Origin of the sequence: Pseudomonas sp. NFACC39-1, assembly GCF_900110355.1 — a bacterium.
GTDB lineage: Bacteria > Pseudomonadota > Gammaproteobacteria > Pseudomonadales > Pseudomonadaceae > Aquipseudomonas > Aquipseudomonas tehranensis.
Map to the genome: position 1 here is coordinate 155,857 of NZ_FODL01000009.1, position 26,366 is coordinate 182,222.

Below are 26,366 nucleotides of genomic sequence, written 5' to 3' on the forward strand. Positions count from 1 at the left end.
ACCCTCTGAAGCGGTGGATTTGTGCGAAAAACAAACAAGTTCTGTTCCGGCCGCACTGTGTTCCCGCCTGAACGCTCCCCCTAGGATTTCTTCACTCAACCACCCATGAAGGAATCCCTTATGCAACGTTTCACCCGTCGTTTGCTCGCCGCCTGTGCGTTCTCCGGTATTGTCGCCAGCGCCGGCGCACTGGCTGATACCCATCCCACCATTCGCGCCATGGCCGGCGCGGCACCGGTCAGCCAACTCCCGGCCGGTAAAACCGCGTTACTGGTCATCGATTTTCAGAACGAATATTTCACCGGCAAAATGCCCATCCCTGACGGTGCCGCTGCCTTGGCCAACACCCGCGAACTGATTGACTTCGCCGATGACCACCACATGCCGGTGTTCCATATCCAGCACATTGCGCCGGCCGGTTCGGCGGTGTTTGCCGAGGGTGGCGAAACGGTGAAATTCCACCCGGACATGCAGCCCCGGGCTCAGGATGTTGTTTTGCAAAAGACCACTGTAAGCGTCTTCGGCAGTACCGACCTGGACAAGCGTTTGAAGAGCGCGGGTATCGAAAACCTGATCATCTCCGGTCTGATGACCCACGCCTGCGTGGCCGGTGCTGCCCGTGATGCGGCGCCGCTTGGCTACAATGTGTTGGTCGCCTCCGATGCATCGGCTACCCGTGCGATCACCCGGGTCAGTGGCGAAGCGATCGACAAGGACACCTTGCACAAGGCCGCACTGGCCGAGGTCGAGGATACTTTCGGTGATGTGATGACCACCGCCCAAATCATCAAGCTGCCGGTACGCTGAAAATATGAATCAGATGCTCGCCATGCGCGTGTTTCGCTGCATCGTGGAGGCTCAGGGGTTTTCTGCCGCGGCCGAGCGGCTGGACACCACTCACTCGTCGGTGTCGCGCAACTTGCAGCAATTGGAGTCCGCGCTGGGCGTGCGTCTGATCCATCGCAATACCCGGCGCATGAGCCTTACGGCAGCAGGCGAACGCTATTACGCTGCTTGCGTGGATATTCTGGATCGCGTCGATGCCGCGTCCCAGGCGGTGACCCTGGAACAGGAACGGCCCTCGGGGCTGCTTCGCATCAGTGCCCCGCTGGTGATCGGTACGCTGGAGCTGGCCCGTTGGTTGCCGGCATTTGAGGCACGTTATCCGGACATCCAGATCGATCTGTCCTGCTCGGATCCGCTTGTCGATCTGGTGGCCGATGGGTTCGATGTAGCGTTACGGATTTGCGGGCCGCTGGCCGACAGCAGTCTTGTTGCGCGCTTGCTCAGCGTTTCGCCGCTGGTGCTGGTGGCGGCACCGGCCTATGTCTTCAAGCGTGGGCTGCCTCGCGAGGTTGCTGAACTCAACGACCATCGGCTGCTGACGTATGCCTCGGCCACGCAGTGGGTGCTGGTGGGGGAAGCAGGGGAGTCGAGCACGGTGGATTGCGCCAGCAGCTTTCATACGGACACCATCACCGCCTTGCACGCCTGCGCTCTGGCGGGCGGGGGCATTGCCGCGTTTACCTTGGCGACGGTGCAGGATGACCTGCTGACGGGAAGACTGGTGCGGATTCTGCCGCAGTACACGCTTGGGGAGCGGCACTACTATGCGCTTTACCCGCATGCGCGGAATTTGCCGGCCAAGGTTCGAGTGTTCGTGGATTACATGGCGCAGTATTACGGCAGCAGAAGCTGATGCTCCTCGAAGCATGGAAATCTTGTAACGATGTGAGGAATGACCGTTGAGCGCCTCCGGTTGGTGGCACATTGATATATTGGTAGGCTAGGCACTCGTTACCTATCGAGTGGGTCAGTGTGTCTACCGAGCGAATTTGTCAGTTGGAACAAGCCCTTATGGCCGTGATCGCTGCGGCGGGAAAGATGGGTGTAAGCAGTGATGAACTGTGCGCTCAGGCGGTGGGCGGGTTGATGTTTGAACACCACTGGGGCTGGGCAAACGCACAGTATGCACAAGGGGCGGCCGACGAGATCGACAACGCGTTGAGCCTGCTCGTGGGGAAACCTCCAGTGGAGAACCGGTCGTCGGCGATTGAGACCGGCTCCAATGCGCTGCTCAATCGGCGGTCTGTCAGGTTTATTTGATACGAGTGGGCGTCCATTTGCGTGTCCGCCCTCATCGCGAGCAAGCTTCGCTCCCACAGGGCAAGTGCTGACTGTGAGATTGGATATTAATGCTGCGATCGATACTCAGGCGCGGCTTCCAGCGAGGTCTTGTGAGCATTTTCCTTGGACGTTTGCCCCTGCGTATCGGGCAGCGAGGCGACATGAACGGTACGGGCCGGGATCGCAAACCGCACACCGATTCTGGCGAATTCTTCCATCATGCCCAGATTGATCGCTTGTTGGACATCCATGTAAACGTTGTAGCTGGGGTCCAGCACGATGTACACCGTTTCGAATTCCAGTGCGCTCTCGCCGAAACCACGAAAGTGCGAGCGGTCGAAGCGGGTCTTTTCCTGAGCCTTGATAATGTTTTCGACGATCACCGGCACTTGCCTTAGCTGTTCTGTCGAGCAGTCATGGGGCAGGGCGAATTCAAAGACGATGCGTCGCTCCTGAAGTCGTTTGTAGTTCTGAATGGTGGTGCTGATCATTCCGGCATTGGCCATCACGATTTGTTCGCCACCCAGGCTGCGGATCCGCGTGGTTTTCAAGCCGACATGTTCCACGGTGCCGGCCAGGGAACCCACGACAATGAAGTCGCCGACCTCGAACGGTTTGTCCACGGCGATGGACAGCGAGGCGAACAGATCACCGAGGATGTTCTGCACCGCCAGTGCCACGGCGATACCACCGACCCCGAGGCTGGCGATAAAGGCGGTGATGTTCACGCCCAGATTGGAGAGCATCGCCAGGAGCACCACGGCCCAGAGAAACACCTTCGCGCCCCACAGGCTCAGGGTGGCCAAGGCACTTTTCTGATGGATGTCGGAGTGGCTGTGGCGGGCGAAGTAATGCAGCAACGCCAGGGCGATTGCCCGATTGGCCCACAGCCCCACCTGCAAGGCTGCGACCACGAACCAGAGGCTGCTGACCCGGTCAAGCCAACGCTCCGGCAGGTCCAGGACGCCGATACCAATGAGGATGGAGGCCAGTAACAACAGCGTATTGCTGGTGCTGGACAGTACCTCGACGGCGATGTGGCTGACATACGCATCGGGTTTCTGTGCCCGGGCCTGCACTTTTCTCAACAGCAAGCCGATACCGGCCCTGACGATGATAAAACTCACCACCATCACGCCCAGGGCCAGGAGCCAGTTGGCGATGGAAATGCCGAGTAATTGGGTGTCGGTAAGGAATTGGAGAGAGCTTGAGTCCATGTGAACGGTCACCTGTGCCATTGCTGTTCAGGTTTTGGCCCTTGCCGACTTTGGTGTGAGAACCTGGGCAGGGCATGAACCTGGTTAGTTCGCGCAAAGCACGGGCCGTTCAATTTTGTTCTCCGCGAGCAGTTGCGTACGAGGGTGCTGGCGGCGTAGTTTTCTGTGCAGAACCTCTGCCAGAGCAATGCCATGCACATGACCGAACTGAGTAATGAGGAGCTGGAGCCGTTGCGCCAGGCGCTGATCCTGGCGGGTCTGCCAGTGGACGACCTGAACCAGCAGGGCCGACGTTTTTTCAGCTTCAGGCAAGCAGACGCTCAGGCGGCGTTTGGCGGGATCGAGGGGGAGGGCGCGGACCGATTGTTACGCTCTTTGGTGGTCCCTGAGGGACTGCGGGGGCGCGGCATAGGTGCAGCGATGCTGGTCGCTCTGGAAGACTTTGCGAAAAACCAGGGCGCGGAACGCTTTCACTTGCTCACTGACAGCGCCGCCGCGTTTTTTGTCGCCCAGGGATATCAGGCGCGTGACCGTGCGCTGGCGCCAATGTCGATCAGCCAAACAGCCCAATTCAAGTCATTGTGCCCGGCCTCGGCGACCTACCTGAGCAAACGCCTCGTTTAGTGGCCTGTGTGGCTAATTCCTGGACTCGAATTACCCTGCCTGAATGGGCGAATTTGACAGGGCGATGCGCAGGATTTTGGATCCATTGAGCCACCCATCGGCTACGCCACACCGGCAAATTGCCGCCCCCCCAAGCGGTAGGCTAAGCTCACGAATATTGGGGGCTTTGAGGGTTTCGCTCATGCTTTGCCCCCCTCAGGAATTCGCTTGCCTATCCCCAATTTTGATCCGTTCCATGTCCCCGGTGGTGCCCTCAAGCGCCTGCCGTTGCTCAAGGCAGCGGTGGCGTTTATCGCGGCGGTCTGCCTGTGCCTGTGTGGCCTGCTTTTTTTGCAACTGGAACAGTCTCGTCGCTACGACCTGGAGTCGGCGCGCACCGCCTCAGCGAACCTCACCCGGGCCATGGCCCAACAGGCTCAGGACACCTTCCAGCAGACAGACTTGGTCCTGACCAGCCTGGCGGACTGGATAGAAAGCGACGGTTTCGGTCCGGCGCTGCAACCACGTCTGCAGAAAACCTTCGCCCGGCGCGTGCAGTCACTGGAGCAATTGCATGGCCTGTTTCTGTTCGACAAGCACGGTCATTGGGTCATTACGTCCTTTGAACAACTGCACAGGGGCCCAGGGGTAGCAGATCGGGACTACTTTACTTTCCATCAGCAGAACACCGCCCTGACCGCTCATATCGGGCCGGCGATCCGCAGTCGACAAAATGGTGACTGGATCATCCCGGTGTCGCGGCGCTTGAATGATCAGGACGGCAACTTCCAGGGCGTATTGTTGGCCGGGATCAAGATGTCGTACTTCGATCAATTCTTCGAAAGCTTCAGCCTCGCTGACCAAGACGAAATGGTCCTGGCCTTGTCAGACGGGACCTTGCTGGCCCGGCGACCCTTCGACGAGGCGAAAATCGGTCGATCCCTGGCCGAGGAACCCGTCTTTCAGCATGAGCCGTACAGCGACAGCGCCGGCACCGCGACCATCCGTTCCGCTGCCGATGGCATCCTCAGGCTCTATGACCACCAGCATTTAGAGGCCTATCCGCTGGTGGTCACCGCCGCGATGTCCGAACAGGCGATCCTGGCGGGGTGGCACGACAGGGCCTTCAAATCCAGTCTCATCGTAGCGTTGGTGGTGGTGGGCATCTGCCTGTTCGGCTGGGTATTCGTGCGCCAGTTGCGCAACAGCGAACGGATCGAAGCGGACCTGCGCAAGGCCCAGGAGGCGTTGGAGCTGATTGCCACCCATGACAGCCTGACCGGGCTTGCGAACCGTCGGCTGTTCGAGCGGGCCCTGGACATCGAGTTCGGCCGGGGCGCCCGCCAGCGCAGCCCCTTGAGCCTGATCATGCTCGATATCGATTTCTTCAAGCGTTACAACGACACCTATGGCCACGTGGCCGGGGATCATTGCCTGGCAGAAATGGCGAAGGTGCTCAAGGGTTGCTGTCATCGCAAGGCTGACCTTGCCGTGCGCTATGGCGGCGAGGAGTTCGCGGTGCTGCTGCCCGATACCAACCTGCAAGGGGCCTTGGCCCTGGCCGAGCAGATCCGCCGCAGCGTCATCGACCAACACATCACCCATGCCGGCTCTCCTACCGGCTACTTGACGGTGAGCCTGGGCTGCTACGCGTTCGTGCCCAGCAGTCTGGACAGCATTGAAGTGTTCCTCCAGCGGGCCGACGCGGCGCTTTATCAGGCCAAGCACAGCGGACGCAATCGAGTGGCGGCGCTATCGATGGAAGACGGGTTTGATACGCTGGCGCGCTCGGATCGTTGAAATCGTGGAATCATCGGCGGCTTGTCACGGTCAATTGTTCAGGCACTTGGCCAGCGAAATGGCAATGATGTGCAGGCCTCGTCTCAAATCTTGGGGGCTTGCCAACCGTTCAGGCAGTGGGTGCTAAGGTCAAGGACGTGACGGAACACCGGGATTGCCTGTTCTGACACGTCGAAGCCAGCGTCGATAGGACAGGAGCAGGTCAATGGATACCGCTGCCGATACCCCTGCACATACTACGCGTCACACCCCCATCACCCGTCGTCTGGTGGTGGCCGTCGCCGGCTTGTTTGTCCTGGGTGTGCTGGTGGCCGTTGCCGCGCTGTTCAATATCGCCCATGAACTGGACGCGCAGGATGCGCGCAAGACCCATTTCTATACGGAGCGGGCCCTCCAGAACCGTATCACTGCCTCGAAGAACTACATTGCCAGTTATACCTACTGGACCACGGCCTATGAGCACCTCAACGATGAGGTCGATGTGCAATGGGCCTACACCGAACAGAATATGGGCAAGACGCTCTTCACCAACGATGAATACGAGGGCGTTTTTGTCATTGACCGGGAACGCACCAAGTACGCGGTAGTACGAGGGCAGAATGTCCGGGGGGATGCGGCGGCTTACATGAATCTGCCCCTGGCCGATCTGGTGGCGCAGCTTCAGGAGCAACCCGATCTGACCGTGTCTGCGGTTCGTTACACGCTGTTCGAAGGCTGGCCCGCCATTGTCACCGCGTCGGTGATCCTGCCCAATGACGAGCGCCCCCAGGTCGAATCCAAAGGGACATCGGTCCTGTTGTTCGTCGACCAACTGACGCCGGTCAAGCTCCGCAAACTGGGTAAAAGTTACGGACTGACCGACCTGACGCTCAAGCAAGACACGGCGCTGCAAGCCGGTCAGCCAGCCGTGCCGCTGGACAGTACCGGTTACAGCCTGGTGTCCCGGCTGGAGCGGCCGGGCCAGCAATTGCTCTGGTCGCTGATACCGCCACTGGGCGGCGCGCTGTTGATTCTGGCGTTGTTGACTGCTTACTTTTTTCGATACGCCATGCGCACCGCGCGGCATGTGGATGCCAGCTACGACAGCCTGGAGATGTCGACCCAGGCCCTTGAAGCCAGCGAAGAGCGTTTTCGGGCGGTGGCCGAGGCCGCTTCCGACTGGATCTGGGAAATTGACGACCGGCAGCACATCACCTATCTGTCGGGACGTTTCAACACGGTCACCGGGTTCTCCGATCAGCAGTGGCTGGGCCAGGACATCGAACAGCTGTTGTATTGCGACACGACCCCGATCGCCTTGTGGCTGGGCAAGCTGACCGAAGAACAGAACGCCAGCAACCTGCGCTGTTCCTACCGCGATCATTCCGGGCAATTACGCTTCTGTCGAGTGTCGGCGCGGCCGATCTACAACAAGGCGCAGGTGGTGGGCTATCGCGGCACTGCCAGCGACATCACTGACGAAGTGGCCGCCCATGCCCAGGTACAGCATCTGTCGCTGCACGATGCGCTGACTGGCCTGCCAAACCGCAACAAGCTGGCCCGGCACCTGGATGATGCGCTGGTGGCCAAGGAGCATTCGGCACCGTTGACGCTGCTGATGGTGGATCTGGACAATTTCAAACCGATCAACGATTCACTCGGTCACCCGGCCGGCGACGCGGTGCTGCTGGAAGTGGCCCAGCGTCTGCGCGACAGTACACGCGAGCAGGACCTCGTGGCGCGGTTGGGGGGCGATGAGTTCGTGGTGGTGCTCGGCGGGATGGAAAACACCACCGAGATCGACCGGTTCTGTGAGCGACTGATCGAAAGCCTGCAGCAACCGATCCATTACGAGACCCATGCGTTGCACATTGGCGCCAGCATCGGCATTGCCGTCAGCCGCCGCCAGGGTTATGTACCGGGTGAGTTGATCCGTTGCGCCGATATCGCCTTGTACCAGGCCAAGTCCGAGGGTAAGAAAACCTGGTGCTATTTTGCTTCGCAGATGAACGATCAAATCCAGCATCGACGGCAACTGGAAAGCGACTTGCGTCAGGCCGTGAAGAACAACGAATTCGTCCTGCATTTCCAGCCGCGCTACAAAGTCGATGGCCGGGAGATCGTGGCCGTCGAGGCGCTGGTTCGCTGGCAGCATCCGACCCAGGGCTTGCTGGGCCCCGACGCGTTCATTCCCTTGGCCGAGCAGACCGAACTGATTGTCCCGCTGTCGCGGTGGGTGTTGCGCGAGGCCTGTGAAACCGCGTTGACCTGGCCGGGGGAACTGATGGTTTCGGTCAACCTGTCACCGGCGCAATTTGAGCGCAGCGATGTGGTGCAAGATGTGCGTCAGGTGCTGATCGACACCCGTTTCCCGGCGAGTCGCCTGGAGCTTGAGATCACCGAAAACGTGATGCTCAACGATGTAGATGGTGCCCTCCAGGTCATGAATGCCCTGAAGGAGTTGGGCGTGCGCTTGAACATGGACGATTTCGGTACCGGCTATTCGTCACTTGGCTATCTGCGTACCTACCCCTTCGACGGCATCAAGATCGACAAGCGCTTCATTGCGTCCATGAGCAACAGCAGCAACGATCGCGCGGTGGTGCAGGCGATCATCAACCTGGGCAAGGCCATGGGCTTGACCGTTACGGCTGAAGGTGTGGAAACCCTCGCGCAACTGGGCTCGCTGGGTTCGGACCAATGCCACGAAGTGCAGGGCTATTTCCTCAGTCGGCCGATCGACAAGCAGGCGTTTGCGCATTTGCTCGAGAGCGGCCGGCCGCTGTCGAAAACCGGTTCGTGAACGTTTGTTGCAACCACCACGGTGGCTTATCGGTCACAGCTAGTGTCCTGGTTCTGGAGCTCTGGCCCGATGAAAAACCTGCGCATAGCGACCTTCAATATCAATGGCATCCGGGCCCGACTGCCCAATCTGCTGGAGTGGCTGGAGCGGGAGAAACCCGACATTGTCTGCTTGCAGGAACTCAAGGCAGCGGACAAGGATTTCCCCGCTGCGCAGCTGGAATCGGTGGGATATGGATCGCTCTGGCACGGCCAGGCGTCCTGGAATGGCGTTGCGATCCTGGCCCGTGATGCGCAACCGCTGGAGAGCCGCCGTGGCTTACCCGGCGGCGACGATGACAGCCACAGTCGTTACCTGGAGGCAGCGGTGCATGGCGTGCTGGTGGGTTGCCTTTATCTGCCTAACGGTAATCCGCAGCCAGGGCCCAAATTCGATTACAAACTGGCCTGGTTCGAACGGCTGATCGCCTATGCTCAAGGGCTGCAGGCCAGCGATCATCCGGTGGTGCTGGCGGGTGATTACAACGTGGTGCCCACCGACCTGGACATCTACAACCCGCGCTCCTGGCTCAAGGATGCACTGCTGCAACCGCAAAGCCGCGAGTGCTACCAAAGGTTGCTCGACCAGGGTTGGACCGATTCGTTGCGCCACCTGTACCCGGATGAGCGGGTATACACCTTCTGGGATTATTTCCGTCAGCACTGGCAAAAGAACTCCGGGCTGCGCATCGATCACCTGCTGCTCAACCCGGCGGCCAGTCCTTACCTGAGCGAGGCGGGCGTGGACGCATGGGTCAGGAATCAACCACATCCCAGCGACCATGCTCCCACCTGGATCCGGCTCGCTTCGCGAAAACGTCGGTGAGGGAGCGAGTTCTCCTGGCCAGTTATTGTCTCGCAAAGGGGAATGCCTTATATCTGCATCCCAGCAGCGTGCTTTTTGTAAGCCCTGCACTGGACAGGAAAGGACATCCTCATGAGCCAAACCCGACTGAACGATTCGGGCCGTTATCTGCAACGCCTGGGCTTCGACACACCGCCAGCCCCGACCCTCGACACCTTGCGCCAGCTTCAACGACGCCACACCGCCGAGTTCCCCTTTGAAACCCTTTCGACGCTGCTGGGCCAACCCGTGCCCATTGACCTCGAATCAGTGGAGCGAAAAGTCTTCGAGCAAGGCCGCGGCGGCTACTGCTATGAACTTAATCAATTGTTCCTGGCGCTACTCCTGGAGCTGGGCTTCGAAGCCCGAGGCATCACCGGGCGGGTGGTGATGAATGCCCCCGAGGGTGCCTGGCCCGCCCGCACCCACCGCCTCAGTCTGGTGACGCTTGACGGGGTGCGTTACACCACCGATGTCGGCTTCGGCGGCATGGTGCCGACCGCGCCGCTGCTGCTGGACAGTCGTGATACCCAGGCCACTCCCCACGAACCCTATCGTATCGAGGCTCACCCAGACGGTTATCTGCTCCGTGCCTGCGTGGCCGACGAATGGCGGCCGATGTACCTGTTCGATCTGCAGCGCCAGGAAGACATCGACTACACCGTGGGCAATTGGTATGTCAGCAACCACCCCGAATCGCCGTTCATGGGCCGGTTGATGGTGGCTCGCACTGGCGATGGATTGCGCAAGACCCTCAACGGCAACAGCTATGCCTTGCACCGGATAGGCGAGCAGAGCGAGCGCCAGACAATCACCGACGCCGACGAACTGATCGACCTGCTGGAGAACGAATTTGGTCTGCGTGTACCGCCACGTGAGCTTTTACGGCCCGCCCTGGTCGGGCTGCTGTAACGGAGTGGGGTAGCAGGGGGGCGGAAGGGTTCACGGGAGAGAAGGGGTGTTGTGCAGCAAGTTGTATACAACTCTATGGACATTTGTCCTGAATTTTGAATACAGTGTGCGCATAACAAAAAACAGGGAACTCCCGAACCATGAAAACGCCCCATGTTTCACTCCCACGGCCCGAGGACGAAAACCTTGGCGTCGGCGCGAATATGGCTTACGGCCTGCAACATGTGTTGACCATGTACGGTGGCATCGTCGCTGTGCCATTGATCATCGGTCAGGCCGCCGGCTTGTCTCCGGCGGACATCGGCCTGTTGATCGCGGCGTCATTGTTTGCAGGGGGGCTGGCAACATTGTTGCAAACCCTTGGCCTGCCGTTTTTTGGCTGTCAGTTACCCCTCGTTCAGGGCGTTTCGTTTTCCGGCGTTGCGACCATGGTGGCGATTGTCGGCAGCGGCGGAGAAGGGGGATTCCAGGCCATCCTCGGAGCGGTGATCGCCGCGTCCTTGATTGGCTTGCTGATTACCCCGGTGTTCTCGCGAATCACCCGGTTCTTTCCACCGCTGGTCACCGGCATCGTCATCACCACCATTGGCTTGACCTTGATGCCGGTCGCGGCGCGCTGGGCCATGGGTGGCAATAGCCACGCCGCCGATTTCGGCAGCATGGCCAATATCGGTTTGGCCGCCGTCACCCTGGTTCTGGTGCTGCTGCTGAGCAAAATGGGCAGCGCGACGATCTCGCGGCTGTCGATTCTGCTGGCAATGGTCATTGGTACGGTCATCGCCGTATTCCTGGGCATGGCGGACTTTTCATCCGTCAGCCAAGGCCCTATGTTCGGCTTCCCCACACCCTTCCACTTCGGCATGCCGACTTTTCATGTCGCGGCCATTCTGTCGATGTGCATCGTGATCATGGTGACTTTGGTGGAAACGTCCGCCGATATCCTCGCGGTGGGCGAGATCATCGACACCAAAGTCGACTCCAGGCGTCTGGGCAATGGCCTGCGGGCCGACATGCTGTCGAGCATGATCGCGCCGATCTTTGGCTCCTTCACCCAGAGCGCCTTTGCCCAGAATGTCGGGCTGGTGGCGGTGACGGGGATCAAGAGCCGTTTCGTGGTGGCAACTGGCGGGGTCTTTCTGGTGGTACTCGGCCTGCTGCCGTTCATGGGCCGAGTGATCGCGGCGGTGCCGACCTCGGTGCTGGGCGGTGCCGGTATCGTGCTGTTCGGCACCGTGGCGGCCAGCGGCATCCGGACGCTGTCAAAAGTCGACTACCGCAACAACGTCAACCTGATCATCGTCGCCACCTCCATCGGTTTCGGCATGATTCCCATCGCCGCGCCGAATTTCTACGATCATTTCCCGAGCTGGTTCGCGACGATCTTCCATTCGGGCATCAGCTCTTCGGCGATCATGGCCATCGTGCTGAACCTGGCCTTCAATCACTTCACCCGGGGCAACTCGGATCAGCAGTCCGTATTCGCCGCCGGTACCGAGCGGGTGTTGCGTTATCAGGACCTGGCGGCGCTGCGCGAAGGCGACTACTTCAGTGACGGCAAGCTGCACGACTGCGATGGCAACGAGATTCCGGTGGTGGCGGAGGCAGCCCATGCACCGGTAGAGCATGGCCCGGTACGACTGAAAAGCAGCGAGCACGTCTAGCCGATAAAACCCGTGGTGACGGCGCTTGCTCGGCTTTATGTCTCTTGAAAGAAAGGCCTGTGATCCTCGATCACAGGCCTTTCTTTTACTGATCACCAGCGCCCGTAATGACCGCGCGGTGGGCCGTAGTAATAGCCCCGTGGTGGCCCGTAATACACCGGCGCCGGGCGATAGTAGACAGGGCGCTCGATGTAGACCGGCTGTGGCTGGTAGTAGACCGGTGGCGGCTGCTGCACATAAACCGGCTGTGGCTGGACGTACACCGGTTGCTGCACGTAAACCGGACGATCACGGTTGATGATCGCTGAGCCGACGATGGCCGAACCAACGATTGCACCAAACACGGCGGGCCCCTCCCAACCACCTCGACCATGGGCGGATGCCTGGCCGGTGACCGCGAGTGCCCCCACGAGCAGGGCGATGATGGGGAGTTGACGGTTCATAACGATTCCTCGTTTTGGCCCCGGCGCCTGTGGTCTGCAACAGACCCGAATGAGGGCCGCGGGGATACTTGCTCTGACCGCGATTTTTCCAGAATTTGCCGCGCCGTTGGGTAAATATTGTGTAAGGTCTGTAGCGGTTTATTTACGAGAAGGAGTCACGCATGCAGATCAATCCCGACAAAGACACCCAGCTTTGCATGTCGCTATCGGGCCGCCCCGGGAATTTCGGCCTGCGCTTTCACAATCACTTGTATGAGCAACTGGGGCTGAATTTCTACTACAAGGCATTCAGCAGCCAGGACCTGCCCGGTGCCATCGGCGGTATTCGGGCCTTGGGCATCCGCGGGTGCGGGGTGTCGATGCCATTCAAGGAGGCCTGCATTGCCCTGGTCGATGAGCTGGATCCCTCTGCGGCGGCGATCCAGTCCATCAACACCATCGTCAACACCAATGGTCATTTAAAGGCTTACAACACCGACTACATCGCGATCGTCCAATTGCTGCAAACCCATGCGGTGCCCAAGGATTCAACCTTTGCTCTGCGCGGCAGCGGCGGCATGGCCAAGGCGGTGGCCAGCGCTTTGCGCGACGGCGGCTATAAAAACGGTTTGATCGTGGCCCGCAACGAAACCGCCGGGCGAGCCTTGGCCGGCTCCCTGGGTTACGAGTGGCAGGCTGAACTGGGGCAGCGACGGCCGCAGATGCTGATCAACGTCACGCCGATCGGCATGACCGGTGGCCCGGAAGCCGATCAACTGGCGTTCGAGCCCGACACCATCGCAGCCGCCGAGACGGTGTTCGATGTGGTGGCGATCCCGTCGCAAACGCCGCTGATCGTGCGCGCCCAAGCTGAGGGCAAACGGGTCATCACCGGGCTCGAAGTGATTGCGATCCAGGCCCTGGAGCAGTTTGTCCTGTACACCGGCGTGCGGCCCAGCGCGGAACAATTCAAGAAGGCCGTGGCGTTCGCCCGGGCTGCGTAGCGATCTTTGGAGTTTGATCTTTCGCTCTCGACTCAATTGTCTGGAACAAGATCGCAGCCTCGTGGCACTCGACAGCTCCTACACGGCTATTCCAGCCTGGCCAGACGCTCCTCCAGTGCGGCGATCCGCGCTTCGAGTTCTTCGATGCGCTCCAGTGACACGCCGCTGCCGGCACCACGCTCCACGGGATGCTGGCGGGCGGCGAGGATCGCTTCGATATCCGCCGGGTCGCCCATGGCGTGTATGTAGCGGTCTTCCCGCTGGCCGGGCTGGCGCGGCACCAACAGCGCCAAGCCACGGGCAATCAGCCGTTCAAGCTGATGCACCACCTGTTCAGTGTCTTCGAAATCGTGCATCCGACCGCTACGGGTCAGCAGTTCATTGACTGTCTGCGGGCCGCGCAAGAACAGCAACCCCATCAGAATCACTTGGGCCGGCACCAGCTCCAGGGCCTTGTCGACCCGATGCTCCCAGCGGTCGGCGCGGCTGCCCATCACCAGTTTGGTAAAGCCGCGACCTTCCAGTGCACGCAGGCTCTGGCCGACCTGGCCCGGGTTGAGGTTCATGACCGGCTCACGGCTGGTCTTCTGGTTGCAGGCCAGCACCAGGGCGTTGAGCGTCAGCGGGTAGGTCTCAGGGTTGGTGGCCTGCTTTTCGACCAGCGCGCCGAGAATGCGGATTTCCGTGCTGTTGAGCCGCGGTTCTTCGGCCGGGCTTTGTTCTTCGATACTCATCGCGCGTTCCCTCTGCTGTGGAAGCCGCCTAGCCTAATCCTTGCGCAATAAAAGACAAGCTGTGCAATAAGGCGTGGCTATAATCGCACCCGTTTGATTTGTCCTTTCCTGCCACCTGCATGAGATCGCCATGACTATTTCCCTGTACGCCGCTTCCATCCCGGTTTTCAAGCAGATGCTCAACGCCCTGAGTGATGTCCTGAACAAGGCTGAAGCCCACGCCACTGCGAAAAACATCGACCCGAACGCGTTCCTGCAAGCCCGCCTGTACCCGGACATGTTCCCGCTGGTACGCCAGGTGCAGATCGCGGTGGATTTTGCCAAAGGCGTATCTGCGCGCCTGGCCGAGCTTGAAGTGCCGAAATATGACGACAGCGAAACCACCTTTGCCGAACTGCAAGCCTTGATCGCCAAGGTATTGGCGTTCATCGACGGTATCAGCCCCGAGCAGATCGATGGCAAGGAAGGCATCGAGATCGTCACCCGTCCGGGCACGCCGAAGGAAAAACGCTTCACCGGCCAGAACTATCTGCTGACCTATGGTCTGCCGCAGTTCTTCTTCCACGTCACCACCACCTACGCGCTGCTGCGCCACAATGGCGTAGAAGTGGGCAAACGCGACTACATGGGCGCGTTCTAAACCCGCCAGCATGAAAAAGCCCGGGACGGTGTGGGCCGTCCCGGGCTTTTTGGTGTTTGTTTTTCAGATCTGCGGCGGATGTACCACCGCTATCGCGAGCAGGCTCGCTCCCACATGGGCTTTGTGTGTGCCCAAAACCTGTGGGAGCGAGCCTGCTCGCGATGACGTCCGTACAGCCAACGCATTTGTTACGCCTTATGAGCGAGTTTCTCTTCCTCACCCAAGCAAGCCGCCGCGGTGAACAGCACATCGGTAGAGGAGTTGAGCGCAGTCTCCGCCGAATCCTGCAGGACACCGATAATGAAGCCCACGGCGACCACCTGCATGGCGATGTCGCTGGGAATGCCGAACAGGCTGCATGCCAGGGGAATCAGCAACAGCGAACCCCCGGCCACTCCGGACGCGCCGCAGGCACAAATGGCCGCGACGACGCTCAGCAGCACGGCTGTCGGCACGTCCACCACGATACCCAGGGTATGCACCGCCGCCAGGGTCAGTACGGTGATGGTAATGGCGGCGCCGGCCATGTTGATGGTCGCGCCCAGCGGGATCGATACCGAATAGGTGTCTTCGTGCAGGCCCAGGCGTTTGCTCAGTTCCAGGTTGACCGGGATATTCGCCGCCGAACTGCGGGTGAAGAACGCGGTAATGCCGCTCTCGCGCAGGCAGGTGAAGACCAGTGGGTACGGGTTGCGACGCAGCTTCCAGAATACGATGAGCGGGTTCATCACCAGCGCCACGAACAGCATGCAGCCAATCAGCACGGTCAACAGGTGAAGGTAGCCCAGCAATGCGCTGAAACCTGAGGTTGCCAGGGTAGAAGCCACCAGGCCGAAGATCCCCAGCGGGGCGAAGCAGATGACCACGCGCACGATCACGGTCACGCCGTTGGACAGGTCCCCGAGCACGGTACGGGTGGTTTCGCCTGCATGGCGAATGGCAATGCCCATGCCGATGGCCCAGGCCAGAATGCCGATGAAGTTGGCATTCATCAGGGCGCTGACCGGATTGTCCACCACACTGAGCATCAAACTCTGCAGTACTTCGCCAATGCCGCCGGGGGCGGTGACGGCGACGTCATGGGAGACCAGGACAAGGCTGGACGGAAACAGGGTACTGGCAACCACCGCGACCACTGCGGCTGCAAAAGTGCCGAGCAGGTACAGGAAGAGAATCGGTCGGATATGGGTTTCCTGACCGTGCTTGTGGTTGGCGATCGACGCCATGACCAGCACGAACACCAGGATCGGTGCCACGGCCTTGAGCGCTGAGACAAAGACCTTACCGATGAAGGCCGTGGACTTGGCAAGGTCCGGCGCCAGCCACGCCAGGATGATGCCGGCGATCAGACCGATGACGATTTGCGTCACCAGGCCGGTGCGTTTGAGGCGGTGTAGAACGGAAGGGGACAAAGCAGTCATAACGGCATCTCTGATTTTTTTTGTGTGCAACGGTCGACCCCTCAGGGCAACAAGCGGGCAGGCCACATGAGCGGGACCGAAAAGAAAGTACGGCGTTTGCAGGCCGCGGACTTTATCACAGCCGGTTGAAAAATCTGACGGACCTGTGACGATCCGTCGCTTGGGCGTTCACACGCGTTTGTCTGAGGGGCACATTCTGTTAGGCTTTTGGGCAATCCCCTTTCTACTCTGCCAGCGGCCCTTCTGGGCTGACGCTGGTGTCGTTGTTTTGCTGGAGTTCTGCATGTTGTCTGTTTTTCTGTTGTCGGCGGCTGGTTTTACAGTGCTGACCACCGAATTCATCATCGTCGGCCTGTTGCCATCCATTGCCCGCGACCTGCAAGTCACGATTGCCCAGGCCGGGCTGCTGGTGACGCTGTTTGCATTTACCGTGGCGGCATTCGGGCCGTTTCTGACCGCCTGGTTCGCTCGCTTTGAGCGGCGCAAGCTGTTTATCAGCGTGTTGGTGATGTTTGGTCTGGCCAACACACTGGCGGCTCTGGCGCCCAATATCGGCGTAATGGCCATCGCCCGCTTGATCCCAGCCCTGGGGCTGCCGGTGTTCTGGGCATTGGCCAGTGAAACGGCAGTGGACATTGTCGGGCCGCAGTTTGCCGGGCGGGCCATCGCCCGGATCGGGTTCGGCATTGTCTGTGCCACGGTGTTCGGTATTCCGGTAGGCACGCTGATTTCTGATGCGTTCGGCTGGCGCAGCGCCTTTGCGATCCTGGCGTTCATTGCGTTCGCCAAGGCTTTGCTGCTGTTTATCTACCTGCCCAAAACCAATCTGCACCAGCGTCAAGTCAGTTTGCGTTCGCAACTCAAGATCTTGCGCAGCCCGTTGATGCAGGGCCATGTGCTGCTGTCGATCCTGGTGTTCAGCGGCATGTTCACCGCGTACACCTACCTGGCCGATATCCTCGAGCGCCTGGCCGGGTTCGACGGCACACTCGTGGGCTGGTGCCTGATGGGTTTCGGGGCCGTGGGGCTGGTGGGCAACTCCTTGGGCGGGCGCGCGGTGGATCGGCATCCATTGATCGCCTCGATGGTGTTTTGTCTGTTCCTGATTGGCGGCATGGTGGCGTTGGTGCCGAGCATTCATTCGACCGTCGGGCTGGCAGCAGCGATGGGCATCTGGGGAGTGACCCAGGCGGCCCTGTTCCTGGTCAGTCATGTACGACTGATGAAGGCCGCGCCTGAGGCTCCAGCCTTTGCCGCATCGCTGAACATCGCCGGGGCCAATCTGGGAATTGGCCTGGGGGCGATGGTCGGTGGGCGCGTCATCGATACCCTGGGCCTGGGCAGCGTTGGTTTCGCCGCGTCCGGCTTCATCCTCATATCGATCCTGCTGGCGTTGTTGCTGATGACCTTCAAGCCCCGTGCCGCCTGCGCAGAGTGCTAAGCGCTGAACAGCTCGCGTCGCGCGCCTTCGGCGATGGCGACGATGCCCGGATGACTGACCTTGCGCTCCACGGAAATGGCATAGAACGACTCGCTGACCGCATCGGTCTGGCCGATCACCTGAACGCCGTACTGGCGCTGAACTTCTTCGGCGATCACGCTCGGGCCGATGAAAATTCCGCTGCCTGATTGCCCGAAGGCCTGCATCAGCGCACTGTCGTCAAATTCGCCGACGATGCGCGGCTGGATCTGTTGCTCGGCGAACCAGCGTTGCAAGCGGCTGCGTACCACGGTTTCGGCACCGGGAATCAGCAGTGGGGCATCCTGCAGACTGCGGGGAAAATCCTGCCCGTAGCGCTCGGCCAGCGCAGCGGTGGCAAAGAAGCTGATCCCGCACTCTCCCAACTTCTGGCTATAACCCTTGATATCCAGGTGGGTCGGCATCGGGCTGTCGGAGATCACCAGGTCCAGGCGCTGGATCGCCAGGTCCGCCAACAGCCGCTCGAGTTTGTCTTCGCGGCAGGTGATGCGCAGCGGCTCACTGAGCTCCATGGTCGGCGCCAGCAGCCGATAGACGATGGACTTGGGCACCACATCCGCGACCCCGACCCGGAACAGCGTCTGCTGCTCATTGGGTTGGGCCCGGAGCATCAGCTCCAGTTCGCCACCCAACTGGAACATGTGTTCGGCATAGGGCAGCGTCTGGCGGCCAGCCTCGGTCAGTTCCAACTGTCGCCCGACGCGGCGAAACAACTTGATGTTAAAGGTTTGCTCGAGCAGCGAAATCTGCCCGCTGATGGTTTGTGGTGTCAGGTTCAGTTGCTCGCAGGCCCGCACGATGCTGCCGGTCTTGGCCACCACCCAGAAGTAATGCAACTGTCGGTAATTGAGCATAAGGCACGCCGATTCGTAAAAACCGAAGTATAACCGCTGAAAATACGAATTTTTCTGAAGTATTCATCTCTCTAGAATGCCGGGCCATCGGTGAGCCACCTTTGTTGCTCTGTTTATTCCTGAGAGGCATTTATCCATGACGTACAAAACCCTGGGTGTGGCGGCCTTGTTGGCAGTGTCTTCAATCGCCCTCGTTGGCTGCGAACAGGCCGAAAAAAGTGCCCAGCAGTTGATGGGGCAAGCCGCTGAAACGGCCAAGCAGGCAATCGATGACACCCATAAGGCCGCGGAACAGGCTATCAGCGAGGCCACTGGCGGGTTGATCAGCCCCAAGAAGAAGCCGGCGGATGAAGCTGAAGAATCCGAAACCTCCACCCAAACCCTCTAACCCCGTCATATCGAGTCAGGACTGACCCATGGATTATCTTTTACAACTCGCTGCCAGCCCCACTGCATGGATCGCGCTGGCGACTCTGGTCGTCATGGAAATCGTGCTGGGCATCGATAACCTGATCTTCATTTCGATCCTGACCAATAAATTGCCCGAACAGCACCGCGCCAAGGCACGGCGTATCGGCATTGGCATGGCGCTGATCCTGCGCCTGGGCTTGTTGAGTACCATTGCTTTCATCGTGCAGTTGACTGAGCCGGTTATCGAAATTCTTGGCCAGGCGTTCTCCTGGAAGGACATGATCCTGATCGCCGGCGGCCTGTTTCTGCTGTGGAAAGCCACCACCGAGATCCACCACAGCATGGACCCGGCGCCGAATGATCCCAAATCCGCCACCTCCGGCGTGACCCTCGGCTTTGCCGCTGCGATCGGTCAGATCCTGATGCTGGACCTGGTGTTTTCCATCGACAGCATCATTACCGCGGTGGGCATGACCGAGCATCTGCCGATCATGATCATCGCCGTCGTGATCTCGGTGTTGGTGATGTTGCTGGCGGCCGAACCGCTGGCCAAGTTCATCAATGACAACCCCACGGTGGTCATGCTGGCGCTGGGCTTCCTGATCATGATCGGCATGACGTTGATCGCCGAAGGCTTTGGTGCTCATGTGCCTAAGGGCTATATCTACGCCGCCATGGCGTTCTCGGCAGCGATCGAGGTGTTGAACATGATGTCGCGTCGCCGTCAGCAAAAGGCCTTGGCCGAAAAAGCCTGATTGCAGACAGTCAAAAGCCGCCCGGGTCGATGCTCGGGCGGCTTTTTTTTGGATTTTTGAAGGGCGGCGGGACGGTCAGTGTGCGGCGGCGTGGCGCCTGGCCGGTTTTGGTGCTTTTTCCGCCCGCGCTGGGGGCGGCGCAGGATGATGGCGGCGTGCAATGCGCAAAACGCCCCACAGCATGGCTGTGGCGACGCTTAACCAGCCGAATATCAGCATCAGGATTGTTGTGGTCAGGCTCATCTGTGCCTCCTTCTGCCCCAGTCAGGGCGACGCACTCGTTACAATGGACAGTCTAGTCGCTAAAGTGTTGCAGGGAATCGATCGGTATTGACGACAGACGGACCGCTTCGTTCTATCGCCGCGATGGGACTGCTGTTTAAGGCTATACCCACGTCTGTCTGCACCTTATGATCGACGGCCCTTGCCTGGCCCGATGTCGGGTGCCTTAACAAGAGAGTCCTAATGTTTCCGGTAATTTCCTCTTTTCGATCACTGGTGCTGGTGACGGCCTGCCTGGCGGCCCTGGCGGGTTGCGCAGGCAGTGTGTCGCCGCAGATTCAGCGCCTGCCCGAGCGGGTGGAGCTCAACAGCGTGCCGTTCTTTCGCGGCGAAATGTACCAGGGTGGCCCTCAATCGCTGGCCAGCCTCTTGACGCTGCAAGGCACGGTAATCACACCGGGGCTGCTGGAGAAACCTCTGCATCTGCCCAAAGGCGAGGCTCATTTGCAGCAGAACCTGCAGACCTTGGCGCGAGAGTATGGGCTGGTGGTGTATCCCCTCGACAGCGAACTGCCGGCACTGTTGGAGCAGGTTGCAGCGGGTTATCCCGTGCTGGTGCGCTACACGGACGGAGCGGCTTTCTGGTCTGGGCCCAGGTACGGCATTCTCGTCGGTTATGACCGCCAAAAGCAGACGGTCTTGCTGCGATCGGGGATGAACCGGCGGCTGCTGATGAGCTTCAGTGGGTTTGCGTCGGCTCTCAAAGATGCTGGCGGCTGGGCGGTATTGGTCCAGCGGCCTACGCAGCTCCCGGCCAAGGTAGACTCTCAGCGCTGGCTGAAAGCTGCGGGCGAACTGGCCGGGGCAGGGCAGGAACAGGCTGCGGCCCGGGCGACTCAAGCTCTGAGCAACGCGCACTGATCTCACGCCCCGTTCGTCACTTGTCGGGCACCACCCACCCTGCCAGGGGCTCCTAACATCAGGGCTGGAATATCCGGCCCATGATTGCGAGGAGAGAAGCATGGCACAGTCGAAAACACCCACGGGGCCACATTCTTCCGAACATTCTTCTGGTGATGATTTGGGATTTGACCCCGACTCGCCGGATCTGGGTGATCCTCAAGTCGATCCGATAGGCCCCGCCAAGGCGCCTTTGGACGAAGAGGATGAGCAGGAGGAGCCCGGTTCCAGAGCGTATGACCCGCTGGGTGATCTAAAACCTTGAATAAACAAAGCCCCGGTGAATCGGGGCTTTGTTTGCCAGGTTAATTAATTCGACGCCTCGACTACACCGGTTTGACGGCTCTTGAGGTTCTTGGCCGCCTTGTATTGAAGGGCCGCGGCAGGGACGCTGGCGCTTTTGCCGGTTTCCACCCAGCTACGGATCCGGCTGGCGTCGGCGAAGTGGGTGTATTTGCCAAACGCATCCAGCACCACCAGGGCCATCGGTCGATTGCTCATTTTCGTCACCAGTACCAGGCAGTGGCCGGCCTGATTGGTGAAGCCGGTCTTGGTCAACTGGATGTCCCAGCCAGCCTTATGGACCAAGTGGTCTGTATTGCGAAAGCCCAGGCTATAAACCGGTTTGCGGAAGGTTACGGTCTTTTCCTTGGTGGTACTCAGTTCGCTCAACAGTGGATATTTGCGGGCCGCAATCAGCAGTTTGGTCAGGTCCCGGGCGGTGGAAACGTTGTGAATCGACAGACCTGTGGGCTCGACATAGTGGGTGCTGCTCATGCCCAGCGCCTTTGCCTTGGCGTTCATGGCCGCGATGAACGCTGCGTAACCGCCCGGGTAGTGGTGGGCGAGGCTGGCGGCGGCGCGGTTCTCCGACGACATCAGGGCGATCAGTAACACGTCCCGGCGTGACAGTTCGCTGTTGAGCTTGACCCGGGAAAATACTCCCTTCATCTCCGGGGTATTGGCGATGGTCATGGAGATGTATTCATTCAGATCCTGCTTCGCATCCAGCACGATCAGACCGGTCATCAATTTGGTCACCGAAGCGATGGGCACCACTACGTCGGGATTGCTCGCATAAACGACTTTATTTGTCTGCAAGTCCAGCAGAATCGCACTGCCCGAGGCGACTTGCAGTTTTGAGGTGTCTCGGGGGGTGGCGATGGTTTCCTGCGCGTCGACATTTTGCGTGATGAAGGTACCTGTGAAAGCGATGAACAGGCTGAGGATCGAAAGACGGATTTTCACGCGAGTAGACTCGATAGAGTTGAAGGTGCCGTGCAGCACGGCTTGTTAAAAAGCGCTGCATTTTATGAGTATGGGCGATGGCAGCGCTATACGCCTGTACCGCCGGGGCTTGCGATTAAATAAAGTTTAATGAAGGGCCCATAAACGCCTGTGGGAGCGAGCCTGCTCGCGATGGCGGTGTGTCAGCCAGCAATGATGAAGGCTGATACAAGGCTATCGCGAGCGGGCGCGCTCCCACAGGGTTTGGAGCTGGGCTGAAAAGGCGTATCAGCTATGCAGCGTTTCCGCCGCATACAGGGTGTTTTCCAGCAGGCAGGCGCGGGTCATCGGACCTACACCGCCAGGGACTGGAGTGATCCAGCCTGCACGGGGCAGGGCGGTTTCGTAGATCACGTCGCCGACCAGCTTGCCATCGTCCTGGCGGTTGATGCCCACGTCGATGACGATGGCGCCTTCCTTGATCCACTCGCCCTTTACCAGGCCAGGCTTGCCGGCGGCAACGACCACCAGGTCGGCGCGGCCGACGTGACCAGCCAGGTCCTTGGTAAAGCGATGAGTCACGGTGACGGTGCAGCCGGCCAGCAGCAACTCCATGGCCATCGGACGGCCAACGATGTTGGACGCCCCTACAACCACGGCATCGAGACCGTAAAGGTCCACGCCAGTGCTTTCCAGCAGCGTCATGATGCCTTTGGGGGTGCAGGGGCGCAGCAGCGGGATACGCTGGGCCAGGCGGCCGACATTATAAGGATGGAAGCCGTCGACATCTTTGTCCGGGCGGATACGCTCCAGCAGTTTGGAGGCGTCGAGGTGTTCAGGCAGGGGCAGTTGGAGCAGAACGCCGTCGATGTTCGGGTCGTCGTTCAGGCGATCAATCAGATCAGCCAACGCTTGCTGAGTGGTTTCGGAAGGCAGGTCGTAGGCCTGGGAAAGGAAGCCGACCTCTTCACAGTCTTTACGCTTGTGCGAGACATAAACCTGAGAGGCAGGATCGCTGCCGACCAGGATCACCGCAAGGCCGGGCGTGCGCAGGCCTTGCTGGCGGCGCTCGGTGACTCGTTGGGCGATCTGCTGGCGCAGGCTGGCGGCGATCGATTTGCCGTCGATAAGTTGTGCAGTCATTGCGCGTGGTTAACCATCGAGAGGGGAAAAAAAGAGAACGCATTCTCGCATGCCGAGGCGTGAGGGCAAAGGCGCTTGGTCTGCAAATTCCCCTAACCCCTTTAATTAAATGAATTTTTTTTAAAAAAGAGTTGACGACCTATCGGGCCGTCTATAACATTCGTCGCACTTGTCGGGCACAGCCTAGCACTGGTTAAGAAGGTGAAGCGGAGTTGGTTGTTTTTAACTCGGTAACACTGAAAGCACTTAGTTTGTAATCGTCCAAGAATACAGATTAAAAAGGCGCCCGTAGCTCAGCTGGATAGAGCATCCGCCTTCTAAGCGGATGGTCGCAGGTTCGAGTCCTGCCGGGTGCGCCAATTAGGCAGCTTTGGCACAAGTAAGGCAACAAGGCAATATGGTGGGCGTAGCTCAGTTGGTAGAGCACGGGATTGTGACTCCCGTTGTCGTGGGTTCGATCCCCATCGTCCACCCCATATTCTAGAAAGGCGCCAGATTAACAATCTGGCGCCTTTGCTTTAAAAGCTTGATACGCGGATGTGGTGGAATTGGTAGACACACTGGATTTAGGTTCCAGCGCCGCAAGGTGTGAGAGTTCGAGTCTCTCCGTCCGCACCATACAAGTCGCTATTTAAATAGCAGAGAACGGCGCAGTACCTGAAGAGGGCTGCGCCGTTTTTGTATTCGCGGTTTTTTTGTTGTGTTGCCGCCCTGGTTCGGGGCGGCGGGGTGCCCGGGTCGTCACGATTGTGTTTCCTGATGATGCGCGGCATGCCCGTTGGTCTCCTCGCGAGACCGGATGCCGGGCGTGCGGGTTTGCTGCTCCTATATATAGAAGCATTGACCCAGAGCCTTGCGATGATCGACTGTATTTGCAATCCGGGTGAGGCATGACCGTATGTCCGCTCCTAAATTCGGCGCCTGTTTCCAGCCCTTTTTCAGTAGGGTGACTTCTTGAGTTTGACCTACTAGAATGCATGCCCTTGATTCTGGGGTCGGAAACGCCCGGCCAACGTCTGTGCAACGAGGAATATCCATGCAAGTTTCTGTTGAAAATACTTCTGCTCTTGAGCGCCGCATGAGCATCACCGTGCCGGCTGAGCGCATCGAGACTCAGGTCAACAAGCGTCTGCAGCAGACTGCCCAAAAGGCCAAAATCCCAGGTTTCCGCCCAGGCAAAGTGCCAATGAGCGTGATCCGTCAGCGTTATGAAGCTGACGCACGTCAGGAAGCTGTGGGCGATGTGATCCAGTCTTCGTTCTACGAAGCGGTCGTCGAGCAGAAACTGAACCCGGCCGGCGCTCCGTCCGTCGAGCCTAAAGTGCTGGAAAAGGGCAAGGACCTGGAGTTCATCGCCACGTTCGAAGTGTTCCCTGAGTTCACGGTTGCAGGTTTCGAGTCCATCTCCGTCGAGCGTCTGAGTGCCGATGTTTCTGATGCCGACCTGGACAAGATGCTGGACATCCTGCGCAAGCAGAACACCCGTTTCGAAGTGGCCGATCGTGCTGCCCAGAACGAAGATCAACTGAACATCGACTTCGTCGGCAAGGTCGACGGTGAAGTGTTCGCCGGTGGTTCCGCCAAGGCTACTCAGTTGGTACTGGGCTCTGGCCGCATGATCCCTGGCTTCGAAGATGGCCTGGTTGGCGCCAAGGCCGGCGAAGAGCGCGTTCTGAACCTGACCTTCCCTGAGGACTATCAGAACCTGGACCTGGCTGGTAAAACCGCCGAGTTCACCGTGACCGTCAACAGCGTTTCCGAGCCGAAACTGCCAGAGCTGAACGAAGAGTTCTTCGCCCAGTTCGGCATCAAGGAAACCGGTCTGGAAGGTTTCCGCGCCGAAGTTCGCAAGAACATGGAGCGTGAGCTGCGTCAGGCCATCAAGTCCAAGGTCAAGAACCAGGTCATGGACGGTCTGCTGGCCTCCAACCCGATCGAAGTGCCAAAGGCTTTGCTGGACAACGAAGTGAACCGTCTGCGTGTGCAGGCTGTTCAGCAGTTCGGCGGCAACATCAAGCCGGACCAGCTGCCAGCTGAGCTGTTCGAAGAGCAAGCCAAGCGCCGCGTTGTGCTGGGCCTGATCGTTGCTGAAGTGGTCAAGCAGTTCGAGCTCAAGCCTGACGAAGCCCGCGTTCGCGAGCTGATCCAGGAAATGGCTTCGGCCTACCAAGAGCCTGAGCAAGTCGTGTCCTGGTACTACAAGAACGACCAGCAACTGAACGAAGTCCGTTCGGTTGTGCTGGAAGAACAAGTTGTGGATACTGTTCTGCAGAAAGCTAGCGTGACCGATAAAGCGGTCTCTTACGAAGAAGCGGTCAAGCCGGTGGAAGCTCCACAAGCCGATTGATTGTTCTGCGGTAAGAAATACACACCCATAAGCCAGCCTTCGCGCTGGCTTATGCGTATTCAAGACATAACTATTTGGGAGTGACTGCGAGACATGTCCCGCAATTCTTTTTATCAGCAGAGCTCTGACATCCAAGCCGCAGGCGGCCTGGTCCCGATGGTTATCGAGCAGTCTGCCCGTGGCGAACGTGCCTATGACATCTACTCGCGTCTGCTCAAGGAGCGCGTCATCTTCCTGATCGGCCCCGTTGAAGACTACATGGCCAACCTGGTTGCGGCGCAACTGCTGTTCCTTGAAGCGGAAAACCCGGACAAGGATATCCATCTGTACATCAACTCACCTGGCGGCTCGGTGACAGCAGGCATGTCGATCTACGACACCATGCAGTTCATCAAGCCTGACGTTTCCACCATCTGCATCGGCCAGGCCTGCAGCATGGGCGCATTCCTGCTCGCCGGCGGCGCAGCGGGCAAGCGTCACTGCCTGCCTAATTCGCGCATGATGATTCACCAGCCGTTGGGTGGTTTCCAGGGGCAGGCGTCGGATATCGACATTCATGCCAAGGAAATCCTCCACATTCGTTCGCGCCTGAACTCGTTGCTGGCCCACCATACCGGCCAAAGCCTCGAAACCATTGAGCGTGACACCGAGCGTGACAACTTCATGAGCGCTGAGCGTGCGGCCGAATATGGCCTGATCGACTCCGTGATCAACAAGCGTCAAATGCCTGCCTAAGCCGCTCAAAATGCAGGTGGTTGGGAT

General features: G+C 59.4%; 26 protein-coding genes and 3 tRNA genes. 21 read left to right on the forward strand and 8 right to left on the reverse strand.

From position 1 onward, the window contains the following. Nucleotides 1–120 precede the first annotated feature (120 nt). The 3 genes from BMY45_RS19910 (at nucleotide 121) to BMY45_RS19920 (ending at nucleotide 2,106) form a co-directional block, all read left to right on the forward strand. Nucleotides 121–807: a cysteine hydrolase family protein gene (locus BMY45_RS19910; protein ID WP_092400534.1), complete on the forward strand. Its 687-nt coding sequence runs from the start codon at nucleotides 121–123 to the stop codon at nucleotides 805–807. 4 nt (nucleotides 808–811) lie between these two features. Next, complete coding sequence (locus tag BMY45_RS19915; RefSeq protein ID WP_092400536.1) at nucleotides 812–1,699, forward strand: LysR family transcriptional regulator; 888 nt, start codon at nucleotides 812–814, stop codon at nucleotides 1,697–1,699. Nucleotides 1,700–1,857: 158 nt separating this feature from the next. Then, a complete protein-coding gene (locus BMY45_RS19920) occupies nucleotides 1,858–2,106 on the forward strand; it encodes a hypothetical protein (RefSeq protein WP_177193373.1) in 249 nt (82 codons plus the stop codon). A gap of 86 nt (nucleotides 2,107–2,192) precedes the next feature. Here the strand turns inward: BMY45_RS19920 and BMY45_RS19925 are convergent, their stop codons facing one another. Next, nucleotides 2,193–3,344 (reverse strand): mechanosensitive ion channel family protein, encoded by a 1,152-nt coding sequence (locus BMY45_RS19925; RefSeq protein WP_092400691.1) that lies wholly within the window; start codon nucleotides 3,342–3,344, stop codon nucleotides 2,193–2,195. Nucleotides 3,345–3,536: 192 nt separating this feature from the next. Here BMY45_RS19925 and arsN2 point away from each other — a divergent pair, with 192 nt between their 5' ends. From arsN2 to BMY45_RS19955, 6 genes are all read left to right on the forward strand, one after another. Beyond that, nucleotides 3,537–3,968 (forward strand): arsenic resistance N-acetyltransferase ArsN2, encoded by a 432-nt coding sequence (gene arsN2, locus BMY45_RS19930; RefSeq protein ID WP_092400538.1) that lies wholly within the window; start codon nucleotides 3,537–3,539, stop codon nucleotides 3,966–3,968. Between the two features lie 207 nt (nucleotides 3,969–4,175). After that, entirely contained in the window at nucleotides 4,176–5,747 is a 1,572-nt protein-coding gene (locus BMY45_RS19935) for a sensor domain-containing diguanylate cyclase (protein ID WP_092400540.1), read from the forward strand. A gap of 205 nt (nucleotides 5,748–5,952) precedes the next feature. Further along, the gene (locus tag BMY45_RS19940; protein ID WP_092400542.1) at nucleotides 5,953–8,529 is read left to right on the forward strand and encodes a bifunctional diguanylate cyclase/phosphodiesterase; all 2,577 of its coding nucleotides are present in this window, start codon (nucleotides 5,953–5,955) and stop codon (nucleotides 8,527–8,529) included. 69 nt (nucleotides 8,530–8,598) lie between these two features. After that, complete coding sequence (gene xth / locus BMY45_RS19945) at nucleotides 8,599–9,393, forward strand: exodeoxyribonuclease III (protein ID WP_092400544.1); 795 nt, start codon at nucleotides 8,599–8,601, stop codon at nucleotides 9,391–9,393. Nucleotides 9,394–9,504: 111 nt separating this feature from the next. Then, the gene (locus BMY45_RS19950) at nucleotides 9,505–10,323 is read left to right on the forward strand and encodes an arylamine N-acetyltransferase family protein (RefSeq protein WP_092400546.1); all 819 of its coding nucleotides are present in this window, start codon (nucleotides 9,505–9,507) and stop codon (nucleotides 10,321–10,323) included. A 140-nt stretch (nucleotides 10,324–10,463) separates the two neighbouring features. Further along, nucleotides 10,464–11,984: a nucleobase:cation symporter-2 family protein gene (locus BMY45_RS19955; protein ID WP_092400548.1), complete on the forward strand. Its 1,521-nt coding sequence runs from the start codon at nucleotides 10,464–10,466 to the stop codon at nucleotides 11,982–11,984. 92 nt (nucleotides 11,985–12,076) lie between these two features. Here the strand turns inward: BMY45_RS19955 and BMY45_RS19960 are convergent, their stop codons facing one another. Then, nucleotides 12,077–12,427, reverse strand: coding sequence for a hypothetical protein (locus BMY45_RS19960; protein WP_092400550.1), 351 nt, complete (start codon nucleotides 12,425–12,427; stop codon nucleotides 12,077–12,079). A gap of 161 nt (nucleotides 12,428–12,588) precedes the next feature. Between BMY45_RS19960 and BMY45_RS19965 the strand changes: the two genes are divergently transcribed. Beyond that, entirely contained in the window at nucleotides 12,589–13,410 is an 822-nt protein-coding gene (locus tag BMY45_RS19965) for a shikimate 5-dehydrogenase (RefSeq protein ID WP_092400552.1), read from the forward strand. A gap of 86 nt (nucleotides 13,411–13,496) precedes the next feature. Here BMY45_RS19965 and BMY45_RS19970 read toward each other — a convergent pair whose 3' ends face one another. Then, nucleotides 13,497–14,144 carry a YceH family protein gene (locus BMY45_RS19970; protein ID WP_092400554.1) on the reverse strand — a complete coding sequence of 216 codons (648 nt, stop codon included), beginning with the start codon at nucleotides 14,142–14,144 and terminating at the stop codon, nucleotides 13,497–13,499. A 130-nt stretch (nucleotides 14,145–14,274) separates the two neighbouring features. Between BMY45_RS19970 and BMY45_RS19975 the strand changes: the two genes are divergently transcribed. Continuing rightward, nucleotides 14,275–14,784 carry a DUF1993 domain-containing protein gene (locus BMY45_RS19975; protein ID WP_092400556.1) on the forward strand — a complete coding sequence of 170 codons (510 nt, stop codon included), beginning with the start codon at nucleotides 14,275–14,277 and terminating at the stop codon, nucleotides 14,782–14,784. A 188-nt stretch (nucleotides 14,785–14,972) separates the two neighbouring features. Here the strand turns inward: BMY45_RS19975 and sstT are convergent, their stop codons facing one another. After that, nucleotides 14,973–16,205 (reverse strand): serine/threonine transporter SstT, encoded by a 1,233-nt coding sequence (gene sstT / locus BMY45_RS19980; protein WP_092400558.1) that lies wholly within the window; start codon nucleotides 16,203–16,205, stop codon nucleotides 14,973–14,975. Nucleotides 16,206–16,488: 283 nt separating this feature from the next. On the opposite strand from sstT, the gene BMY45_RS19985 reads away from it, so the two are divergent. Beyond that, complete coding sequence (locus tag BMY45_RS19985) at nucleotides 16,489–17,646, forward strand: MFS transporter (protein ID WP_092400560.1); 1,158 nt, start codon at nucleotides 16,489–16,491, stop codon at nucleotides 17,644–17,646. Here BMY45_RS19985 and nhaR read toward each other — a convergent pair. Beyond that, nucleotides 17,643–18,539, reverse strand: a complete 897-nt coding sequence (gene nhaR, locus BMY45_RS19990) for a transcriptional activator NhaR (protein WP_047228504.1) — start codon at nucleotides 18,537–18,539, stop codon at nucleotides 17,643–17,645. The two genes, BMY45_RS19985 and nhaR, sit on opposite strands and share 4 nt — an antisense overlap. Before the next feature lie 136 nt (nucleotides 18,540–18,675). Between nhaR and BMY45_RS19995 the strand changes: the two genes are divergently transcribed. Continuing rightward, nucleotides 18,676–18,927: a hypothetical protein gene (locus BMY45_RS19995; protein ID WP_092400562.1), complete on the forward strand. Its 252-nt coding sequence runs from the start codon at nucleotides 18,676–18,678 to the stop codon at nucleotides 18,925–18,927. Between the two features lie 28 nt (nucleotides 18,928–18,955). After that, nucleotides 18,956–19,705 carry a TerC family protein gene (locus BMY45_RS20000; protein WP_092400564.1) on the forward strand — a complete coding sequence of 250 codons (750 nt, stop codon included), beginning with the start codon at nucleotides 18,956–18,958 and terminating at the stop codon, nucleotides 19,703–19,705. 75 nt (nucleotides 19,706–19,780) lie between these two features. On the opposite strand, the gene BMY45_RS28215 is transcribed toward BMY45_RS20000, so the two are convergent. After that, nucleotides 19,781–19,948 (reverse strand): hypothetical protein, encoded by a 168-nt coding sequence (locus BMY45_RS28215; RefSeq protein ID WP_177193374.1) that lies wholly within the window; start codon nucleotides 19,946–19,948, stop codon nucleotides 19,781–19,783. 222 nt (nucleotides 19,949–20,170) lie between these two features. Between BMY45_RS28215 and BMY45_RS20005 the strand changes: the two genes are divergently transcribed. Then, nucleotides 20,171–20,848 (forward strand): peptidase C39 family protein, encoded by a 678-nt coding sequence (locus tag BMY45_RS20005; protein WP_092400566.1) that lies wholly within the window; start codon nucleotides 20,171–20,173, stop codon nucleotides 20,846–20,848. A gap of 100 nt (nucleotides 20,849–20,948) precedes the next feature. Further along, entirely contained in the window at nucleotides 20,949–21,152 is a 204-nt protein-coding gene (locus BMY45_RS20010; RefSeq protein WP_076383965.1) for a DUF6021 family protein, read from the forward strand. A 44-nt stretch (nucleotides 21,153–21,196) separates the two neighbouring features. On the opposite strand, the gene pbpG is transcribed toward BMY45_RS20010, so the two are convergent. Next, nucleotides 21,197–22,135 carry a D-alanyl-D-alanine endopeptidase gene (pbpG, locus tag BMY45_RS20015; RefSeq protein ID WP_092400568.1) on the reverse strand — a complete coding sequence of 313 codons (939 nt, stop codon included), beginning with the start codon at nucleotides 22,133–22,135 and terminating at the stop codon, nucleotides 21,197–21,199. Nucleotides 22,136–22,402: 267 nt separating this feature from the next. Further along, nucleotides 22,403–23,257 carry a bifunctional methylenetetrahydrofolate dehydrogenase/methenyltetrahydrofolate cyclohydrolase FolD gene (gene folD / locus BMY45_RS20020; protein WP_047228500.1) on the reverse strand — a complete coding sequence of 285 codons (855 nt, stop codon included), beginning with the start codon at nucleotides 23,255–23,257 and terminating at the stop codon, nucleotides 22,403–22,405. A gap of 282 nt (nucleotides 23,258–23,539) precedes the next feature. Between folD and BMY45_RS20025 the strand changes: the two genes are divergently transcribed. The 5 genes from BMY45_RS20025 to clpP all read left to right on the forward strand — a co-directional run bounded on the left by BMY45_RS20025 (nucleotide 23,540) and on the right by clpP (nucleotide 26,339). Then, nucleotides 23,540–23,616: transfer RNA gene (locus BMY45_RS20025), tRNA-Arg, on the forward strand. 41 nt (nucleotides 23,617–23,657) lie between these two features. Continuing rightward, nucleotides 23,658–23,733: transfer RNA gene (locus BMY45_RS20030), tRNA-His, on the forward strand. Between the two features lie 57 nt (nucleotides 23,734–23,790). Further along, nucleotides 23,791–23,875 (forward strand) — tRNA-Leu (locus tag BMY45_RS20035). A 418-nt stretch (nucleotides 23,876–24,293) separates the two neighbouring features. Continuing rightward, nucleotides 24,294–25,604, forward strand: coding sequence for a trigger factor (tig, locus tag BMY45_RS20040; RefSeq protein ID WP_092400570.1), 1,311 nt, complete (start codon nucleotides 24,294–24,296; stop codon nucleotides 25,602–25,604). 93 nt (nucleotides 25,605–25,697) lie between these two features. Continuing rightward, nucleotides 25,698–26,339: an ATP-dependent Clp endopeptidase proteolytic subunit ClpP gene (clpP, locus tag BMY45_RS20045; protein ID WP_003183177.1), complete on the forward strand. Its 642-nt coding sequence runs from the start codon at nucleotides 25,698–25,700 to the stop codon at nucleotides 26,337–26,339. Nucleotides 26,340–26,366 lie beyond the last annotated feature (27 nt).

What these genes read in the sequence shown, in the direction of transcription:
- BMY45_RS19910 (WP_092400534.1), top strand. Translation starts at nt 121, where the DNA reads ATGCAACGTTTCACCCGTCGTTTGCTCGCCGCCTGTGCGTTCTCCGGT.
- BMY45_RS19915 (WP_092400536.1), top strand. Translation starts at nt 812, where the DNA reads ATGAATCAGATGCTCGCCATGCGCGTGTTTCGCTGCATCGTGGAGGCT.
- BMY45_RS19920 (WP_177193373.1), top strand. Translation starts at nt 1,858, where the DNA reads ATGGCCGTGATCGCTGCGGCGGGAAAGATGGGTGTAAGCAGTGATGAA.
- BMY45_RS19925 (WP_092400691.1), bottom strand. Translation starts at nt 3,344, where the DNA reads ATGGACTCAAGCTCTCTCCAATTCCTTACCGACACCCAATTACTCGGC.
- arsN2 (WP_092400538.1), top strand. Translation starts at nt 3,537, where the DNA reads ATGCACATGACCGAACTGAGTAATGAGGAGCTGGAGCCGTTGCGCCAG.
- BMY45_RS19940 (WP_092400542.1), top strand. Translation starts at nt 5,953, where the DNA reads ATGGATACCGCTGCCGATACCCCTGCACATACTACGCGTCACACCCCC.
- xth (WP_092400544.1), top strand. Translation starts at nt 8,599, where the DNA reads ATGAAAAACCTGCGCATAGCGACCTTCAATATCAATGGCATCCGGGCC.
- BMY45_RS19950 (WP_092400546.1), top strand. Translation starts at nt 9,505, where the DNA reads ATGAGCCAAACCCGACTGAACGATTCGGGCCGTTATCTGCAACGCCTG.
- BMY45_RS19955 (WP_092400548.1), top strand. Translation starts at nt 10,464, where the DNA reads ATGAAAACGCCCCATGTTTCACTCCCACGGCCCGAGGACGAAAACCTT.
- BMY45_RS19960 (WP_092400550.1), bottom strand. Translation starts at nt 12,427, where the DNA reads ATGAACCGTCAACTCCCCATCATCGCCCTGCTCGTGGGGGCACTCGCG.
- BMY45_RS19965 (WP_092400552.1), top strand. Translation starts at nt 12,589, where the DNA reads ATGCAGATCAATCCCGACAAAGACACCCAGCTTTGCATGTCGCTATCG.
- BMY45_RS19970 (WP_092400554.1), bottom strand. Translation starts at nt 14,144, where the DNA reads ATGAGTATCGAAGAACAAAGCCCGGCCGAAGAACCGCGGCTCAACAGC.
- BMY45_RS19975 (WP_092400556.1), top strand. Translation starts at nt 14,275, where the DNA reads ATGACTATTTCCCTGTACGCCGCTTCCATCCCGGTTTTCAAGCAGATG.
- sstT (WP_092400558.1), bottom strand. Translation starts at nt 16,205, where the DNA reads ATGACTGCTTTGTCCCCTTCCGTTCTACACCGCCTCAAACGCACCGGC.
- BMY45_RS19985 (WP_092400560.1), top strand. Translation starts at nt 16,489, where the DNA reads ATGTTGTCTGTTTTTCTGTTGTCGGCGGCTGGTTTTACAGTGCTGACC.
- nhaR (WP_047228504.1), bottom strand. Translation starts at nt 18,539, where the DNA reads ATGCTCAATTACCGACAGTTGCATTACTTCTGGGTGGTGGCCAAGACC.
- BMY45_RS19995 (WP_092400562.1), top strand. Translation starts at nt 18,676, where the DNA reads ATGACGTACAAAACCCTGGGTGTGGCGGCCTTGTTGGCAGTGTCTTCA.
- BMY45_RS20000 (WP_092400564.1), top strand. Translation starts at nt 18,956, where the DNA reads ATGGATTATCTTTTACAACTCGCTGCCAGCCCCACTGCATGGATCGCG.
- BMY45_RS28215 (WP_177193374.1), bottom strand. Translation starts at nt 19,948, where the DNA reads ATGAGCCTGACCACAACAATCCTGATGCTGATATTCGGCTGGTTAAGC.
- BMY45_RS20005 (WP_092400566.1), top strand. Translation starts at nt 20,171, where the DNA reads ATGTTTCCGGTAATTTCCTCTTTTCGATCACTGGTGCTGGTGACGGCC.
- BMY45_RS20010 (WP_076383965.1), top strand. Translation starts at nt 20,949, where the DNA reads ATGGCACAGTCGAAAACACCCACGGGGCCACATTCTTCCGAACATTCT.
- folD (WP_047228500.1), bottom strand. Translation starts at nt 23,257, where the DNA reads ATGACTGCACAACTTATCGACGGCAAATCGATCGCCGCCAGCCTGCGC.
- tig (WP_092400570.1), top strand. Translation starts at nt 24,294, where the DNA reads ATGCAAGTTTCTGTTGAAAATACTTCTGCTCTTGAGCGCCGCATGAGC.
- clpP (WP_003183177.1), top strand. Translation starts at nt 25,698, where the DNA reads ATGTCCCGCAATTCTTTTTATCAGCAGAGCTCTGACATCCAAGCCGCA.